The 17,178-nt window shown below is 51.2% G+C and carries 16 protein-coding genes; 13 read left to right on the top strand and 3 right to left on the bottom strand.

From position 1 onward, the window contains the following. Window positions 1-114 precede the first annotated feature (114 nt). From M8006_RS13715 to M8006_RS13690, 6 genes are all read left to right on the top strand, one after another. Window positions 115-1,452, top strand: coding sequence for a TonB-dependent siderophore receptor (locus M8006_RS13715; RefSeq protein ID WP_250083153.1), 1,338 nt, complete (start codon window positions 115-117; stop codon window positions 1,450-1,452). 85 nt (window positions 1,453-1,537) lie between these two features. Further along, complete coding sequence (locus tag M8006_RS13710; protein WP_250083151.1) at window positions 1,538-2,497, top strand: ABC transporter substrate-binding protein; 960 nt, start codon at window positions 1,538-1,540, stop codon at window positions 2,495-2,497. Window positions 2,498-2,768: 271 nt separating this feature from the next. Continuing rightward, a complete protein-coding gene (locus M8006_RS13705) occupies window positions 2,769-3,299 on the top strand; it encodes a sigma-70 family RNA polymerase sigma factor (protein ID WP_250083149.1) in 531 nt (176 codons plus the stop codon). Window positions 3,300-3,302: 3 nt separating this feature from the next. Further along, complete coding sequence (locus M8006_RS13700; protein WP_250083147.1) at window positions 3,303-4,286, top strand: FecR domain-containing protein; 984 nt, start codon at window positions 3,303-3,305, stop codon at window positions 4,284-4,286. A gap of 87 nt (window positions 4,287-4,373) precedes the next feature. Then, the gene (locus tag M8006_RS13695; protein WP_250083146.1) at window positions 4,374-6,785 is read left to right on the top strand and encodes a TonB-dependent siderophore receptor; all 2,412 of its coding nucleotides are present in this window, start codon (window positions 4,374-4,376) and stop codon (window positions 6,783-6,785) included. A 75-nt stretch (window positions 6,786-6,860) separates the two neighbouring features. Beyond that, window positions 6,861-7,349, top strand: a complete 489-nt coding sequence (locus M8006_RS13690; RefSeq protein ID WP_250083144.1) for an ABC transporter substrate-binding protein — start codon at window positions 6,861-6,863, stop codon at window positions 7,347-7,349. A 4-nt stretch (window positions 7,350-7,353) separates the two neighbouring features. Here M8006_RS13690 and M8006_RS13685 read toward each other — a convergent pair whose 3' ends face one another. Then, on the bottom strand, window positions 7,354-8,103 hold the full coding sequence (locus M8006_RS13685; RefSeq protein WP_250080573.1) for an IS5 family transposase: 750 nt from the start codon (window positions 8,101-8,103) through the stop codon (window positions 7,354-7,356). 105 nt (window positions 8,104-8,208) lie between these two features. Here M8006_RS13685 and M8006_RS13680 point away from each other — a divergent pair, with 105 nt between their 5' ends. After that, window positions 8,209-8,601, top strand: coding sequence for a TroA family protein (locus tag M8006_RS13680; protein ID WP_250083142.1), 393 nt, complete (start codon window positions 8,209-8,211; stop codon window positions 8,599-8,601). A gap of 362 nt (window positions 8,602-8,963) precedes the next feature. On the opposite strand, the gene M8006_RS13675 is transcribed toward M8006_RS13680, so the two are convergent. After that, entirely contained in the window at window positions 8,964-9,671 is a 708-nt protein-coding gene (locus M8006_RS13675) for an Rpn family recombination-promoting nuclease/putative transposase (protein ID WP_284047062.1), read from the bottom strand. A 263-nt stretch (window positions 9,672-9,934) separates the two neighbouring features. Between M8006_RS13675 and M8006_RS13670 the strand changes: the two genes are divergently transcribed. The 6 genes from M8006_RS13670 (at window position 9,935) to M8006_RS13645 (ending at window position 16,682) form a co-directional block, all read left to right on the top strand. Further along, entirely contained in the window at window positions 9,935-10,375 is a 441-nt protein-coding gene (locus M8006_RS13670) for a sigma-70 family RNA polymerase sigma factor (protein WP_347709769.1), read from the top strand. 9 nt (window positions 10,376-10,384) lie between these two features. Beyond that, entirely contained in the window at window positions 10,385-11,383 is a 999-nt protein-coding gene (locus M8006_RS13665) for a FecR domain-containing protein (protein ID WP_250083136.1), read from the top strand. 2 nt (window positions 11,384-11,385) lie between these two features. Next, window positions 11,386-12,243: an Rpn family recombination-promoting nuclease/putative transposase gene (locus tag M8006_RS13660; RefSeq protein ID WP_250083133.1), complete on the top strand. Its 858-nt coding sequence runs from the start codon at window positions 11,386-11,388 to the stop codon at window positions 12,241-12,243. 140 nt (window positions 12,244-12,383) lie between these two features. After that, complete coding sequence (locus M8006_RS13655; protein ID WP_250083132.1) at window positions 12,384-14,834, top strand: TonB-dependent siderophore receptor; 2,451 nt, start codon at window positions 12,384-12,386, stop codon at window positions 14,832-14,834. A gap of 206 nt (window positions 14,835-15,040) precedes the next feature. After that, entirely contained in the window at window positions 15,041-15,922 is an 882-nt protein-coding gene (locus M8006_RS13650; RefSeq protein ID WP_250083131.1) for an ABC transporter substrate-binding protein, read from the top strand. Window positions 15,923-16,076: 154 nt separating this feature from the next. Continuing rightward, complete coding sequence (locus M8006_RS13645; RefSeq protein ID WP_250083130.1) at window positions 16,077-16,682, top strand: LysE/ArgO family amino acid transporter; 606 nt, start codon at window positions 16,077-16,079, stop codon at window positions 16,680-16,682. A gap of 216 nt (window positions 16,683-16,898) precedes the next feature. Here the strand turns inward: M8006_RS13645 and M8006_RS13640 are convergent, their stop codons facing one another. After that, window positions 16,899-17,036 (bottom strand): hypothetical protein, encoded by a 138-nt coding sequence (locus tag M8006_RS13640; RefSeq protein WP_250083129.1) that lies wholly within the window; start codon window positions 17,034-17,036, stop codon window positions 16,899-16,901. Window positions 17,037-17,178: the final 142 nt, after the last annotated feature.

Raw genomic sequence — 17,178 nt, 5'->3', positions numbered from 1 at the left:
CGGTACGTCTTCGAAACATTGCCCACGCTCAACGACGACGAGCTCACCACGCTGCTGCCCTGGCACTGGAAGGACACATTACCCGGCTGAGCGACGCCTGCCCAGATGTGGTTAATGGCTCGCTTACCCACTTACAGTGATGGCACATTCACGAATGTAGACCGCTCTACCTACCTCGGATCCGACTGGGACGAGCAGAGCGGGAATGCTCAGCGCTATTTCTTGGAGCTTGAACATCGCCTCGCCAATGGTGGCGAATTAACGCTGAAGGCCAATCGGTTGGATCGCGATGCCAATCTGAGAAAAAGTAGTGAGGGGATGCTTCCCGCCGATCGGGGTACCGGCGACTTTTGGATCCGCCAGCTCGCTTGGGAGCTTGAGAAACAGGACGATTATTTCGAGGCACAGGTTAACTCACCGTTCCAATTGGCTGGGGCGACCCATCACGCAGTGATTGGAACCAGTTACCAGAATAGTGAGCTAAGAAATGAGTGGACCTACGGTGACCCTCAATATCTTCCTCAGAATCTATTCGATCCAAAGAATGACCGAGTTGAACCAGATTTCGATGGCCCCCCCGGTCAGAATGAGTTTGTTGTTGAGCAGTATGCCACATACGGACAAGTTCGCTTCAACATTATAGATGATTTCACGATTGCTCTTGGTGGTCGTGTCAATTGGTGGGAAACCGATAACTTGCTTGGTGGTGAAAGGTCCCGTGACGATGGTACTGAATTTATTCCTTACGCTGGCTTAATCTATCGACTCAATAATGAACTCAACATATACACCAGTTACACAGGTATATTTCAACCGCAAACGGCTATGAGTCGCGATGGCGACCCTATCAAGCCAAGAGAAGGTGAGCAGTACGAAGTTGGTGTTAAGGGCTCCCATGCTGGGGGTGACTTGAACTGGCATGCTGCAGTCTTCCGTATTGAAGACACCAACCGCGCCTATGCTGACCCTAATAATCCTGGTTTCTCAATTCCAATTGGTGAAGCAAGGAGTGAGGGCTTCGAGCTGGAAGTCAGCGGTCAGCTTTTGCCCCGTTGGGACCTCAGTGCAGGTTACGCCTATACAGAGACTGAGTTCGTGAGAGATGTTAACTCAGAGGGCCTCACTCTTTCACCAGATACGCCGAAGCATAACTTTAATCTGTGGTCACGTTACCGCTTCAGCGAAGATCCTAATCAGGGCTGGCGAGTCGGTGCCGGTATGAATACAGTCAGCAGTCTTTACGCCAAAAGTGACGATAACTTTATTGAGCAAGGGGGCTATACCACAGTATCAGCTATGGTCGGCTATCGTGTCAGTGAAAACTTGGACTTTTCAATAACTGGCAATAATCTGACTGATAAAAAATATTACTCTGCCGTTCGAGGTGTAACCAGGCATAACTATTACGGCGCACCACGCAACTTCATGGCGACGATGAAATACGAGTTTTAATGAATGAGAATGTAACCTTGTAGAAAAGGTGCCTTGCTCAGCCCTGCTTCAGTGGGGCTGAGTGGTATGTAATGGTCATTGAAAAATGAAAACTGGCAAGTTCCTCTCCGGTTTCTTTTTTCTTCTGAAGGAGTTCACAGTGAGGTTTTATAAGCTTTTATTAATATTCTGGTGCCCCTCTTATTTTTTTATTAGCTTTTTTTTGATTTTTAACCCGGCACTGGCAAATAAAGCGCCCTCTTCTACTTCGGTTTTCGACTGGACTGTTGCGGAAGCACTCCTTGCGTTGGATCCTGGCCCTGTTCTTATGGGGAATGTTTCGGGTTTTCACACATGGACCGGTAATAGCTATACTGATGCTGATATCACTAGTGTTGGGAGCCAAATATTTCCTAATATGGAACTGTTAAGTAGTATTGGTTCACACCGTATACTCCTTGCGCCTCGACAGACTCGTATGGGCGTTATGTTGGCAGATATTGCACCTTTTTCTATTATTCACAATTTCCCTTTTGCGAATGATATTGATGACGACTTATGGGCGCGTTTCGATGCATTTGTACTTGAAGTTGGGGCACTGACAGGCAGAAGACATAAAGCAGAGAAGTTGGTTGCTAACACTCAAGTCCATTTGCGTTCTCTGCAGAGTACATTGGAACCACAGCCACCTTTATTGATTATCCAATTAATGAATGAACAGTACATGCGAGTATACGGCGAAAATAGCCTGTTCCAGGGGGTGCTAAAGCGGCTAGGGCTAAGTAATGCATGGACACAACAGACCAATCAGTGGGGATATTCACTGATCAGTATAAGAGAACTCTTCAATGTTGAAGATGCGAGACTGGTTATCATAGAAAGTGGAAATCCCACAGGTATCGAACACAATATCGAAAATAGCGGCATGTGGCGTTACCTTCCTAGTGTCCAGCGAGGAGATTTTGTCGTATTACCATCTTCGTTTTGGATAGGAGGAGTTCACCCTTCCGCCTTCCGCTTCGCCGAGGCCCTGGTAGAGGCACTGGAAACACCCGCAGAGCCCTAGCACTATCTGGTTCTCTTCAGGAATTTGATACTGCTAATACGCCTGTTTTGATGAGTGTTATCACTTGTCGGCGGTACCTGCTTTTGGCTTTTTTGTTGCATTTTTAGCCCAGGCGGAGGTGAGGAAGGGGAATCAGCTGCCTCGCAGGCCGCCTCGCAATCTTTTATATCCGTAACGACAGGAATCAATATCAAGGGCTTGTATCCTCCTGGGTCACCCAATATGATGGCAATAATTATCATTTGCATAGCATTGAGGCCAGAAGGTAGCCATGTCGTCTGGGAATTACCCACTGCGCGAGCAGGTACATACCCTCTATTTCGAGCATCACCGCTGGCTACTTGGCTGGCTGCGCGGGCGTTTGGGCTGTTCGCAGCAGGCGGCGGATTTTGCTCAGGATACCTTTGTGCGCATTCTGGGGCGCAGCGATGCCGAATGCCAGGTCGAGGCTATCCGAGAGCCACGTAGTTTTCTGGTGACCATCGCCAATCGGGTTTTGATCGATCATTTTCGCCGCCACGCGTTGGAAAAAGCCTATCAGGAAAGTTTGGCTCTACAGCCGGAACCGGTTGCCATTTCGCCAGAAGAGCAGGCCATCATGCTGGAAACCCTGCACGAGCTGGATGCCATGCTCAGTGGCCTGGGGAGCAACGTACGGCGTGCCTTCTTGTTATCGCAGTTACAGGGTATGCGTTACACGGATATTGCCCAGGAGCTGGGTGTATCGCTCAGTTCAGTCAAAAAATACATGGCCAAGGCCACCGAGTCTTGCTTGCTCTATGCGCTGGAAGCGGAGCTGTAACCTTTGACTGTCACAGCCCCTCATGAACTGACTCGGTCTCGGCGCGAGGCACTGCAAGCGGCCGCGCAATGGTATGCATGTCTGTGCTCGGAAGAGGCAGGGCCAGCAGACGAGCAGGCCCTACAGCAGTGGCTAGACAGCGATCCCATGCATCAGTGGGCCTGGCAGCGGGTAGACCAACTGCAGGCCCGGCTTGGTCGAGTGCCGGGCCACCTGGCACTGAACACACTGGAGCGTGCCGAGCAGCACGTCAGTATGAGCCGTCGTAGTGTGTTGAAAGGCCTGGCGCTGGTGCTGGGCACTGGGACTCTGGGCGTGACCGCCTACCGCCACGTCCCCGTAGAGCATTGGCTGGCGGATCACCACACCGCCACTGGCGAGGTCAAACAGCTAACGCTGGAGGATGGCACCCGCCTGATACTCAACACCGCTTCGGCGGTGGATATCCACTTTACTGCCAACGAGCGCCTAGTGATATTGCGCGCAGGCGAAGTCATGGTGACCACCGCCAGCGATAGTGCCGAGAACCCGCGCCCCTTCGTTGTGCAAACGCCGCAGGGCAGGGTGCGCGCCCAGGGTACGCGGTTCTCGGTGCGGATGATGGAAGGAGAAACCCAGGTTGCTGTGTTCGAACACAGTGTGGAAGTGACCACCCGCACGGGGTCTCAAAACCTGTGCCCCGCTGGCCAGCAGCTCACCTTTACCGCCGACACGGCTTCACCACCGACAGGCCTGGCACCCACTGATGATGCTTGGACTCGCCAGATGCTGGTGGTACAAAACATGCCTCTGGATGCGTTTCTTGCCGAACTGGGCCGCTACCGCACAGGCGTTTTACGCTGCGCCCCTAGCGTGGCCCATTTCCGTATTACTGGCGCTTTTAGGGTGGACGATACCGACCAGGCACTGCATGCGCTGAGTAAATCCTTCCCGGTATCGGTCAATTTCCGCACGCGCTATTGGGTGGCAGTGGACGAGAAAAAATAATTTTTGCCCATGACGGTACCTTTTGCTTTCCCCGTTCGACTTACTGGTTAAAGAGGCACTTTTTTGTTGCTAACCAGAGGGGAACCCATGCACAACACTAAGTTTAAGAAAACACGGCTCGCCCACGCAATTGGCGGTGCAATGCTGTGTACTGCGCTATCAATGCCCGTCGCGTTGCTGCCACTGACCGCCCATGCCCAGCAGCAATCTCAGCAACCAGCCCAGCAAGGTGCGCAGCATTTTGAAGTGCCCGCCGGTGACCTGGGTAACGCCCTCAGTCGCTTCGCCGCCGATTCCGGCGTGGTCATCTACTTTGATTCCAACCTAACCCAGGGTAAGCAAACCCGCGGGCTATCCGGTGACTACAACGTGGAAAGTGGATTGCGGACACTGCTCAGCGGAAGTGGTTTGTCTTTGGTTAATGAAGCCGATGGGAGTTACCGGTTGGAGGAGCGGCCTGAGGATGTGGCGTTGTCAACGATGCGGGTGGAGGCCGACTGGATGCAGGAGACAGCCTACGGGCCAGTGCAGGGTATCGCCGCCACCCGGAGCGCAACAGGCACCAAGACCGATACGCCGATTATTGAAACGCCGCAATCTATCTCGATTGTAAGTAGCGAGGAATTTCAAAACTATGGGGCTCGGAATTTCACTGAAGCCCTGAGCTATACTCCTGGTGTCTCAAGGTTCAACGGAGCCGAACGAACCTCGGAAGGGCTTAGAGTTCGTGGATTTCGCAATACCACTACTTATCGAGATGGTAGCAAGTACCAAGTAAATGCCTACAATGGCCAGCAGGAGCTCTATGGTTTGGAACGGCTGGAAGTGCTCAAAGGCCCGTCCTCAATCCTGTATGGAGTAGCTGCCCCTGCGGGTATCATCAATGCTGTCAGCAAACGCCCCACCAGCGAGCCCTTGCGAGAAATTAACCTCGAGGTGGGCAGCTATGATCGCCGCCAGATTTCTGCGGACTTCTCCGATGCGCTGGATGAAGATGGCGTATGGTCTTATCGCTTGACCATGCTCCACCGTGACAGCGACACTTTCGTAGATCATGTGCCTTATGACCGAACCTACATCGCGCCAGCCCTTAAGTGGCAGCCTACTGAGCAGACCTCGCTGACCCTGCTGAGTGAATACCAGCGCGACCAGACGGCCCACGTCTATGGTTTGCCAACCAGCGGAACTATTCTACCCAATCCGCATGGTGACATTCCGCGAGAGCGGTTTGTCGGTGAGTCAGGGTTCGACGAATATGACAGTGAGCGCTACTCTATCGGTTACCTGCTAGAACACGACTTCTCCGATGAACTCCACCTCCGACATAATCTGCGTACCTTCCGGCTTGATGCTGATTTTCCTCAGATGAGCATTCGCCAAAGTAACGATCAAAGGATTTATACGAGAAACGCTCAAGATCGCCGTGATGCATCATCAGGCTTGACCTCAGATACCTCCTTGCAATATGACTGGGAGGCTGGAAGTACCACCAACACCAGTTTGATTGGTGTCGACTACACACGACAACGCCATGAAACCGAGCGCTACAATCGCACGGCACCACCGCTTAACCTCTTTGATCCCGTTTACGATAGCGGTGAGTTTGGCGAACCAGAGCCTTTTGCTTGGTCGTTCAGAACCCGCAGTGAGCAGGTTGGCCTTTATGCTCAAAATCAAATGAAAATCGCCGACAAGTGGGTTCTTCTTCTGGGTGGGCGTCAAGATTGGAACGAGGATGAGACCTCCCCCTATTTTGGCCCTACTGAGTGGAGCCGCGAGACAGACGATGCGTTCACTGGACGCGTAGGCGGCGTATATATTGCCGATAACGGTTTGGCGCCCTACATCAGCTATAGCCAGTCGTTTGAACCCGCTAGCGGCACTGACCGTAACGGAAATCGATTTGATCCTACGCGTGGAGAGCAGTACGAAGTGGGAGTCCGCTATCAACCCGATGGATCAGATACCATGCTCACTGCCAGTGCTTATGAGCTAACACAGGAAAACGTCAGTGTCACCGATCCCGTGGACACTAGCTTTCAGACACAGATAGGTGAGGTGCGTTCACGCGGTTTTGAGTTGGAAGTCAAAACTGCAATAGGCTCTAACGCCAACTTGGTTGCAGCCTATGCCTATACGGATGCGCGCACAACGGAAAGCAGCCCTATTACGCCAGGTGAAGAGGGAAAGAGAACGCCTAATACGCCCTATAATCAGTTCTCGCTTTGGGGTGACTATCGCTTCTCTGATTTTGGCCTGCCAGAGCTGAAATTCGGCGCGGGGGTTCGCTATATGGGGGCGACCCGGGGAACATGGGTTGAGGGTGAAGTGCCGTCGTTTACGCTTGTGGATACGCGAGTGAGCTATGAAACGGGGCCTTGGATTTATTCACTGAATGCGACCAACCTCACTGACAAGACCTATATTGAGTCCTGCACCTATAACTGCTTTTATGGTGAGCCAAGAAGTGTCGTGGGCTCAGTAAGTTATCGGTGGTAATGTTGCTATCAGGGGCTATGGTAGGCGGATCCACCACCTACCATTGTTTTATAAAATGCAGAGTAGAAAATATTTATGATCTGCGTGGATGCCTTGTTCTCTTTAGTCCGAAAAACGAATTTTCTCGTCATACTTTTACTGCTTTCTGTTTCACTCGCTAATGCTGAAGAGCCAAAGAAAATTGTCACTTTCGACTATGCTGTTGCAGATACGCTGAGTGATCTTGAGCATCCACCTGTAGCGCTAGCTGGACTTTTGCAATATAGGGAGTTATACCAAGAAAATTTAATGCCTGACACTCTTGAACTTGGTAGTAAGTTTCAGCCAAATTTGGAATACCTAGCATCTTTGGATCCTGATATCATTCTGATATCTCCACCAGCCCACGTGAATTTAGAGAGTATGATTTCACGTGTTTCTGATGTAGTAAAAATCCGACTATTTGGAGGAGACTTGGATGTTTGGAAGAGCCTTGAGCAGTTGACGAGAACGGTTGGGGAACTGAACGATGAGCAACAGCAGGCCGAAGAGTTAATTAAATTTGTAGAAGCTAGGGCCTGTTGACGTTTCACATTGGGAGCCATAAAAAACCGCACGCCAAAGCCACCATGCTTTCGTAGTTTCGCTTCAGTTTATCGTAGCGCGTCGCTATGGCGCGATACGATTTTAAACGGGCAAAGGCATTCTCGACGAGATGCCGATAGCGATATAAACCTCTGTCCAGACTGGCATTTCCCTTTTTCGAGTTGCGCCTACGTGGAATTACGGCCTCCATGCCTTTCGCCTCAACCTGCTCACGGATACGCTCGCTGTCATAGCCCTTGTCAGCCACTAGCGCCTCCCCCGTCGGCAAGTCGTCAATCAATGCCTGGGCTTCTGTGCTGTCGTGTACCTCACCGCCCGTTATCCTGAAGGAATTGGGAAGGCCATAAGCGTCAACGGCCAGATGAATTTTGCTGGTGTTGCCTGCACGACTTTTGCCAATGGCTTCTGACTCTTCTGTGGCAGCCCCTGTACTGTCCTGGTGCGCCTTGACGTAAGAGCCATCAATGAATAGCCACTCGACATCCGGATCCTCGACCAGCATGTTGAAAACCGCCATCAGCTTTCCAGCCGATGACCAGGCGTTGAAGCGCTTGTAGACCGTATTCCAGGACCCAAACGCCTCTGGCAGGTCCCGCCACTGGCAGCCAGTGCGCATCCGGTAAAGGATGCCTTCCACAGTGATGCGCAGGTTGGCCTTGTCATAGATACCTTGTTGAAGCAGGATAGGTTTCAGCTTCGACCAATGTTCATCCGTGAGCATTTGTCGGGGCATCGCAAGCTCGCAGTTTGTTGGCGTGAGAACCTCTATTCTGCGAGCTTGCCCCTATCCTGCCAAATCATCTTCGATCAAACGTCAACACGCCCTAGGCTGTCAGTAATGGCAGCACAAATTGAACATCCTGAAGAGCCTCTATTTATCGCGCAGATTCTAGACGACCGCCATCTGCGGCTCTATGGATCTGGAAGCCTGGAAGATATGGTTCTCACTCGGCTTGGGTTGGAGAATGCTTGGCAAGGGCCTACTAACGACTGGGGCTTCAGTACATTAACCATTTCAGAGGCGTTTCAGTTGGAGGGAAAATTCATCCTGCTTCGTGCGGCTTACGAATTATCTGATTCAACCTTGCCAACGTCAGGGCTATGGCAGTATTGGTTGGATGATACACCGGCCAGTATCAACAGGTATTATTGGCCATGGGGCGGGTTCTTCTCCGCACTTCGCTTCGCCGAGTCCCTAGTTGAAGCACTGGAAGCGCCCCCTAAGCCCTAAGCCTGCCTTATTCATCACAAACTCTAGTGATCAATAAAAAACCATTTTAAAATCAATGCGTTAATATTACTTTGCACAGATGGCAAGGTTTCACCCATTTGGTGAAGCGAGCCATGGCCTTTCAAATATTCATAACCGATTGATTTTATTTAATTATGCTTTTACGCAGCATTCAAGCCATGAATAAGACGGGCTAAGGCCACCCATTTCACTCAAGAGTTTGATACTGCTAATACGTTTGCCTACAACAATCACTCCGGCATTTGGATAGGGCGTTCAGTCATTTCTTCAAAGGCCAGAGCAGGAACCCGGAAGGCGACAACCAGGAATCACCTTCCTTCAGGGAGGTGAGGAGGTCAAAATTAATGCTTTATTTCAGCACGCAAACGAGCAACGTCATCGGCAGTTAATTTAGCGATATCGGCAATCGCCAAATCATCCATCCCCGTTTTGAGAATCATATTGCGCGCAACGTCTTCACGGCCTTGCTCTACTCCCTGCTCAATCCCCTGTTCAATCCCTTGTTCAATCCCTTCGCGCTTAGCTTCATTGATAAACGACACCTCGTCGCGCAGAGCGCGTTCGCGCACGAAGGCAAGGCGGCGGGTTTCTTCGTCGGCGCTGAGCTGCTTGAGGCGTTCCATGGCCTTTCTGACCGGCTCGTAGGTGGTATCGATCATGTTGATGTCCTCCTTCCAGTGCTCTAGAAAATTCACCCAAGCGCGAAGTGGGCCTTGCGGCAGGCCCAGGCGGTCAGCTTTCTTCAATTCGATCAAGTTCATCTGCAGAATGTTCCCCAGTGATACATTCGGCTGGCGTTCATCGCGCATTTCAAAACGCCATGTCGCTTGTTGACGTTCGTCATCATTAGCGGTGAACAAGTCGAAATCTAGCAGGTGTAGCCCTACCGAGGCACGTAATTCTTGGTAATCTTCGCCCGTGCTGAGCTGAGATCCGAGCATGCGGCTGAGGTAAAACAAGCCGCGTTTGTGCCAAGCACCATACCGGCGCACCTGTATTTCTACATTTGTAGATTCTTGCGTTTCCCGCGTCTGAAGCCAACGCCTCAGCGCAAGCCTGTTCCTTGGTTATAGCTTTGTTGCACGACCAAACTCTGCTGCTTTCACTCAAGAATTCGTTACTGCTAATTCGTTTGTAATGATACGTATTATCATTTATTGTTTGCATCTGGTATTGCCCACTTTTGCTTTTTTGGGCAGTTGGCACAGGCAATCAATGGCAACGGGCGATGGTATCGATAAAGCAACGGGGCGGAAGCGAAGTTTCTTTCGACGCCCTCTATCACAATCATCATAGCTGGCTGCGGCGATGGTTGAGCGCCAAACTGGGCTGCTCCCATACCGCTGCCGATCTAGCGCATGATACCTATCTGCGCATATTGGCGCGGGGCACCACACCCGAGCCGGATCAGTCGCGGCGTTTTCTGACTCAAATCGCCAAAGGGCTGATGGTCGATCATTACCGCCGACGGCGGATCGAAACCACCTATCTGGAAACCCTTAGCCACCTCCCGGAGCCCATGGCACCTTCTCCAGAGGAACAAGCACTTACTATTGAAGCGTTAGTCGAGATCGATGCGCTGCTGCATGGATTACCCGATAAGCCACGCCGGGCGTTTCTAATGTGTCGTCTTGATGGCCTGAGCTACCCGGAAATTGCCAATTCATTGGGTGTGTCGGTCTCCTCGGTCGAAAAGTACATCGCCAAGGCGCTGCTGGTATGTCACCAGGCCGTGCATGAACCTCAACCATAAGTGAATGCTATGAGCCGTCCGTCCACCAATGCGTCCCAAGAGACGCCTTCTCGAGACACCATCTCCCCCGCCATTTTGGAGCAGGCCAGCCTGTGGATGGCACGGCTATGGAGCGACGACGCCACCGATGCCCAACGCGATGCTTGCTTGCAATGGCGCCAAGCCGCGCCGGAACACGAGCGTGCCTGGCAGCAGTTACGGGCAATCGACGGTCGCCTGGGAACACTGCCGAGCCATGCGGCGCGCAGTAAGTTATTCGAGGCCTCCCCAACAGTCTCACGGCGTCATTTGCTCCAATGGGGCGGCGTGGCACTGCTCGCGGGCGGCCTGGGTTTTGGTCTGCCGCGCACGCCTCAATGGCAGCGTCAGTTCGCCGACTACGCGACCGGTATTGGCGAGATGCGCGATGTCACGCTGGGTGATGGTACCCAGCTGCGCCTGGATACCGATACCGCCATCAATGTAAGCTTCGACGCCCATCAACGGCGTATCCACCTTGTGCGTGGCGGGGTGCTGATTACCACGTCAAAAATAGCGGATGCTCGGATGTTCAGCGTGATGACGCGGGAAGGACTTTCCCTCCCATTTGGCACCCGCTTCAGCGTGCAACAGCATACTGATAGCACCCACGTGGCGGTTTACGAGGGGCGGGTGGCTCTGGAGCGGCGGGGAAGCGACGAGCGGACAACGTTGGAGGCTGGTCAGCAGGCCGCGATGAGTGCAAGCCGGGTGACGTCACCGACGCCGCTCGACCCCACCGAAATCGCCCGCTTTCAGGGGCGGTTAGTGGCTGAGAGCATGCGGGTTATCGAGGTAGTCGAGATGCTGGCTCGCTATCGCCATGGGGTGGTGCGCTGTGCGCCAGAGGTGGCTAACCGGCGGGTGAGCGGCGTGTTCTCACTTCAAGACACCGACCGCGCCCTGGCTAGCCTGGCCGATGCCTTGTCGCTGGAAGTAGTGTACCGCACGCCGTTGTGGGTGACTTTGAAGCCAAACCTTGCGAAGTGATGATGAGCGAATTACTCGACCCCACCAACGACTATGTGTTCAAGCGACTGTTTGCCGAGGCGCCTGATCTGCTAGTGACGTTGATCAATGACCTGCGCCCTGACTTACCGGATATTGCCTCGGTAGAAATACTCAACCCGACAATTAAGCCTGACGAGCTATACGGTAAATACATCATTCTCGACGTCTTGGCACGCGATAACGAAGGCCACTGCTATAATGTGGAAATACAGGTGCGACGCTACGATGCGTGGCACAAGCGAGGGGTATTTTATCTGGCCCGTATGCTGGGGAATCAGCTTGAAGCGGGCGAGGATTATCAGGCGCTGAACGCCTCGGTGGGGTTACACCTGCTTGATTTTGATTTGTTCACGGCAACGGAATCTGAATGTCACCAAGCGGTATGGCGATTTGAAATGCGCGACGAACAACAACCTAACGTCACGCTTGGGAACATTCTGCAGATGAACCTCATCGAATTGACAAAGGCGGATCGCCTGGGCCTGCCAGAAGGCCCACTGCGCGCTTGGATTACCTTCTTTAAACACTGGCAGGAGGAACTCACCATGGCCAATATTGCCCATGAACCGGTTAAGAAAGCAATGAGCCGCATCCGCGAACTGAGTGCCGACGAAGAAGCCCGCCGCCTCGCCTTTGTACGCGAACGCGCGCTGCGGGACGAGGTGTCGTTTTTGAACCAAGCCAAGCGTGAAGGGCTTCAAGAAGGCCGTGAAGCAGGTAGACAAGACGTTGCGCGAAAGCTGATTGAAATGAACCTGCTAACAGACTCGCAAATTGCTGCCGCCTCTGGATTGACAGAGGATGACATCAAGGCTTTGCGCGAGGAAGTGGGGCATTGATTGTAATGAGCCGTTTTCCGGTTCAATGATACTGAGCCTATTGATCCAGAGAAAAATTCTACAAAAAATTGAGGGATTCTCGTTCTCGTTCGGAAGAGAGGATGTAGACATAAAAAATGCACCACTCAACGGGGATCTTCATGACGACGCAGCAAGCGCACTCACGCTTTATCCGTACGCCCCTGGCGCGAGCCATTCCGCGTGTTATTAAATACAGCCTGCTGGCCAGTTGCCTAGCAGGTGGCTTGCCCGCCACGGCGCTTGCCCAACAAGCCACAGGGCAGAGCGCCTCCACTCAGCAAACCTATTCCATCGAAGCAGGACGACTTGATACGGCTCTCAACCGTTTTGCGGTGAGTGCAGGTATTGAGATTGCTTTCGATGCCACCTTGACTGCTGGCAAACAGTCCAACGGGCTTCAGGGCCAATATGGGGTAACTGACGGTTTGCAGCGCCTGTTGGCTGGCACCGGCTTGCGCGCAGTGCGCCGCGGCGATGGTAGTTATCAGTTGGAAGAGGCTGGTGATGTAGAGTTGTCGGTAGTAGAAGTGTCAGCCGATCATTATAGAGGAGCTTCGACTGAAGGAACCGGCTCATACACTACCGGCTCAATGAATACTGCGACGCGGCTAGGCTTATCCATTCGTGAAACACCGCAATCAGTATCAGTTATCAGCCGACAGTTGATTGATGATATGCAGTTGGAATCACTGACTGATGTGGTCAATACAGTGACTGGCCTCACTTCAACAAATCAGGACAGCCAAAGGCATGTTTTTTTCGCACGTGGATTTGAGATTAATAATTATCAAATTGATGGCATACCAACAGCTTGGGAAAGTGGTTTTTCCGCTGGTGAATCACAAATGGACACCATACTTTATGATCGTATAGAAGTAGTTCGCGGTGCGAGCGGCTTGACTTCCGGCGCGGGGGATCCTTCGGCTGCGATTAACCTTGTGCGTAAGAAAGCGGATAGTGAAGAATTTACTGGACATGCCACTATCAGTGCTGGCTGCTGGGATCGCTATCAGGGTACCGTGGATATTTCGACGCCATTAAATGAAGCTGGGACCGTGCGTGGCCGCATCGTTGGCAGCCATCTCGAAGAAGGCTCTTTTGTTGATTCGTTGGAAAATGAAAAATCTGTTTTTTATGGCGCTTTAGCAGCCGACCTCACTGATAATACTTTGATGAATATTGGCATCAGCCAACAACAAAACAAGCCCACCGGCTCAACCTGGGGTGGTTTGCCTGTTTGGTTTAGTAATGGAGAAAGAACAGATTGGTCTCGTTCTAAAACGGTCGGCGCAGACTGGACAAGATGGGATTCTGAAGTCACTAATTACTTTTTCAACCTTGAGCATAACTTTGATTCAGGTGCGTCACTTTACGCAGCTTATAGCAAAAACATTAATCATGCTGATTTACCATTAGTCTATTTGTTCGATTCTCCAGATAGGGAAACCGGCCTTGGAATGGGGGCGTTTCCAGCGTGGTACGAATTTGAACGAGAGCAGGACAATATCGATATCTATGGTAACCTGCCATTTGCATTTTCTGGTCGTGAGCATGAGATGACTGTAGGTCTGATGCACAACAATCAGGACTTTACTTCCGAACTTCGTAATGCACTGAATGTTCCCTCAGTTGGAAATTTCTATGAGTGGGATGGCTCATATCCAGAGCCGGTGTGGGATCAACAAACAACCCATATGAGAAAAGAAACTGAACAACTTGGTGGTTATGGAGCTTTACGGTTATCGCTGGCTGACCCACTGACCTTGATTCTGGGTAGTCGCATTACTAACTGGGACATTGAAGGTATGAAGTCAAATGGTGACCTCTATGATTTTAGTCACCATCAGATAGTTACACCCTATGCAGGTTTAATCTACGATATTAATGATGTCTATTCAGCTTATGTTAGCTATACAGATATTTTTAACCCACAGGACGAACAGGATAGAAATGGCAGTTATCTTGATCCACTTGAAGGTAAAAACTATGAAACCGGCATTAAAGCGGAGTATTTTGAAGGGCGTCTGAACGCCATGCTATCAGTATTTCGTATTGATCAGGATAACTTGGCACAGCCCGATGTGGGACACTTGGTTCCTGGCACCACTAACCAGGCCTCATATGCGGCGGAAGGCACTACCAGTATCGGCTATGAATTTGAAGTGTCAGGTGCTATTACCGATGATTGGAACCTTATGTTCGGTTGGTCACAGTTCCAGGCCGAAGATGCCGATGGCTCAGCAGTAAATACCTCTCAACCTCGTCGTACCGCGACCATGTTCACCACCTATCAACTAAATGACTTAACCCTCGGCGGTGGTTTCAATTGGCAAAGCTCCAACTACACAATGGTGACTAACCCTTTGGGAAATAGCGAAGAAGTAAAACAGGGTAGTTATGCGCTTACTCATCTGATGGCCAAATATCAGATGACACCGGAATTAAGCGCTCAATTGAATATAAATAATCTATTTGATGAGAAGTATTACACTAATAGTGGTGCTTGGTTCAGTCAGTTAGCGTATGGCGCTCCACGTAACGCAAACTTGAAATTAAAATATGATTTCTAAATCATTAGCATAGTAATATTTAAAACTTTATTATCAGGTGCTGTCCCAGCCCTATCTATTTAGGGCTGGGTGTTTTAACAAAGAACATTACTGCCAAAAGATAATATTTTCTAATGCATGTCTAGGCATCGGCATCGGTGGGTTATCCTTTTAACTTAACACCTTAACCCATGGCAGTCATGATACATGTCTCTAAGGCGCGACACATGAGGTTTTTCACGACAGTACTAGCGTTTCTTACATTCTTCAGCATTGCATATGCTGGCGAAAGGCAACCCATTGCCACTTTTGACTGGGCTGTTGCAGAGACACTGAGCATACTTGATATTGCTCCCTTAGGCGTAATGCAACTAAACACTTATAACGAATGGACAGATAAAAAAATTATCTCATGTGATGCTATAGAGTTGGGTTTAGGCTCTATGCCAAATCTTGAGCTAGTGTCACACCTAAATCCTTCACTAATATTGGGAGACAATACAAGTCCTAATGGAAAATTAACAAACATCGCTCCCACAGAAAATATCTCCCTATTTCCGATTACTGGAGACCCTTGGCAGGCGATGCAAGATTTCACTCTGGCTTTAGCGGAACGGGTGGGACGTAACGAAGAAGCAAAACGCTTCATCCACGAATACGAGCAGCAGTTTTCCAAACTAAGATATAGACTTTCTGGAGATGAAGAGCCCCTCATTATCATCCAGTTTAGGGATGATCGACATGTCTGGATATATGGTGAAAACAGTCTACTTCAAGGCGCTTTGGACCAACTCGGCCTTACCAATGCATGGAATAAACCAACAAACTATGTAGGAGTTTCCACTGTGAGCATCGATGAACTACCCGCTATTGAAGGTAGGTTGGTTGTTTTGAAGAGCCCTCATTATACCTCCAGCATTGGTGATCGCCTCGACCGTGACGGGCTATGGCAGGCGTTGTTGCGTCTACGCAATGGTAATGCCGTCTATTTACCAGTCGAGTACTGGCCTGTAGGGGGCCTCCCCTCTGCCCTCCGTTTCGCTGACGCTCTGGTAGAGGCACTGGAAGCACCCACTGAGCCCCAACCCACTGCTTCATCACAGCACTGATCCGCCATGCGCATTTCCAACTTTGATAAACGGTTTCAGAATAAGAAAAGCTAATACCCCCATTAGCAAAATGATTTTTAGTTATCAGCGCTCCCCGTTACCTTAGTGCTAGATTGACCAACACGACGCTTATTCTGAGACTGGGAGCTGGGCAATGTGGGAAAGTTATATCACCGGGCTGGTGGTATCTGGCGGCATTATCATGGCGATTGGGGCGCAAAACGCCTACATATTAGGCTTGGCTATTCGTCGCGAATACCACTGGTGGTCGGCGGGGCTTTGCATGAGCGCGGATATTATCCTGCTTACGGCGGGCATGTTTGGGGTGAGTGCTTTTCTGCTGACGATGCCCAGCGCGTTGGAAGTCATGCGCTGGGTGGGCGTGGTGTTTTTAAGCTGGCTGGCGGCCCAGGCACTGTTTAGAGCCTTTAGCGGGCGGCAGGGGCTAAGCGCCGAAGCGGGCAAAGCGCGCAGCTTAACCAAAGTAATTTTCGCCACTCTTGCCGTCACTGTGCTCAACCCCCAGGTGTACCTGGACACGCTGCTGCTGATACCCGCTATTGGCGCCCAGCAAGAGAGTGCCGGTGTGTTTGTGGCGGGGGCCTCTACCGCGTCCATACTCTGGTTTAGCCTGCTGGCCTGGGGCGGTGCCGCACTTTCGCCTTGGCTCTCGAAGCCCATCGCGTGGCGCATTATCGACGGCTTGATTGGCTTGATGATGGCTAGCATCGCCGTGCATCTCGCGCTTAATGCCCGCTAGCCCCTCTGTCAGCCTAGTTGTCCGGTTGGCGATATTGCCTACATCAAATCCAGAAGGCGCAGCCATCATAACCAGCGCATCGTGCCGTACTGGTTTAAAGACCCCTGCGGGTCCCTCGATGAGCTGGAGGAGCTAATTGAGATCGACTATATCCACCGTAGCGGCGAGAAATAAAAAAACCGAGCGTTAGCTCGGCTTTGGTTATTCTCTTTTGGTCTAACGGGGTAAGGAATAGGTCAATGACTCGCAATAATCCGCAAGGGCATCGCTGGCGGTGCGTTGCCAGTACGCGCGCTGTGTCCAGAAATTGAGTACTTCGCTATCCTGCGTCGAGCATACATTGGTTGTAGACATGTGTGGGGCCCTCCTATTCGGACAACATCACAAGTATAGCGGTTTTGTTGCAGTGCAGCAAAGCGTTTTCAAACGTTCGTATTGCCCATGCCCTTCGAAATAGGGCGGTTTTCGGTTTGCGTTGATTCAAGAAAGGAGAAAG

It is taken from the genome of Halomonas llamarensis (assembly GCF_023555005.1).
Taxonomy (GTDB): domain Bacteria; phylum Pseudomonadota; class Gammaproteobacteria; order Pseudomonadales; family Halomonadaceae; genus Vreelandella; species Vreelandella llamarensis.
The sequence above is the reverse complement of the archived record's forward strand: the minus strand, read 5'-3'. Positions and strand labels throughout refer to the sequence as shown.

What these genes read in the sequence shown, in the direction of transcription:
- M8006_RS13715 (WP_250083153.1), top strand. Translation starts at nt 115, where the DNA reads ATGGCTCGCTTACCCACTTACAGTGATGGCACATTCACGAATGTAGAC.
- M8006_RS13710 (WP_250083151.1), top strand. Translation starts at nt 1,538, where the DNA reads ATGAAAACTGGCAAGTTCCTCTCCGGTTTCTTTTTTCTTCTGAAGGAG.
- M8006_RS13705 (WP_250083149.1), top strand. Translation starts at nt 2,769, where the DNA reads ATGTCGTCTGGGAATTACCCACTGCGCGAGCAGGTACATACCCTCTAT.
- M8006_RS13695 (WP_250083146.1), top strand. Translation starts at nt 4,374, where the DNA reads ATGCACAACACTAAGTTTAAGAAAACACGGCTCGCCCACGCAATTGGC.
- M8006_RS13690 (WP_250083144.1), top strand. Translation starts at nt 6,861, where the DNA reads ATGATCTGCGTGGATGCCTTGTTCTCTTTAGTCCGAAAAACGAATTTT.
- M8006_RS13685 (WP_250080573.1), bottom strand. Translation starts at nt 8,103, where the DNA reads ATGCCCCGACAAATGCTCACGGATGAACATTGGTCGAAGCTGAAACCT.
- M8006_RS13680 (WP_250083142.1), top strand. Translation starts at nt 8,209, where the DNA reads ATGGCAGCACAAATTGAACATCCTGAAGAGCCTCTATTTATCGCGCAG.
- M8006_RS13665 (WP_250083136.1), top strand. Translation starts at nt 10,385, where the DNA reads ATGAGCCGTCCGTCCACCAATGCGTCCCAAGAGACGCCTTCTCGAGAC.
- M8006_RS13660 (WP_250083133.1), top strand. Translation starts at nt 11,386, where the DNA reads ATGAGCGAATTACTCGACCCCACCAACGACTATGTGTTCAAGCGACTG.
- M8006_RS13655 (WP_250083132.1), top strand. Translation starts at nt 12,384, where the DNA reads ATGACGACGCAGCAAGCGCACTCACGCTTTATCCGTACGCCCCTGGCG.
- M8006_RS13650 (WP_250083131.1), top strand. Translation starts at nt 15,041, where the DNA reads ATGAGGTTTTTCACGACAGTACTAGCGTTTCTTACATTCTTCAGCATT.
- M8006_RS13645 (WP_250083130.1), top strand. Translation starts at nt 16,077, where the DNA reads ATGTGGGAAAGTTATATCACCGGGCTGGTGGTATCTGGCGGCATTATC.
- M8006_RS13640 (WP_250083129.1), bottom strand. Translation starts at nt 17,036, where the DNA reads ATGTCTACAACCAATGTATGCTCGACGCAGGATAGCGAAGTACTCAAT.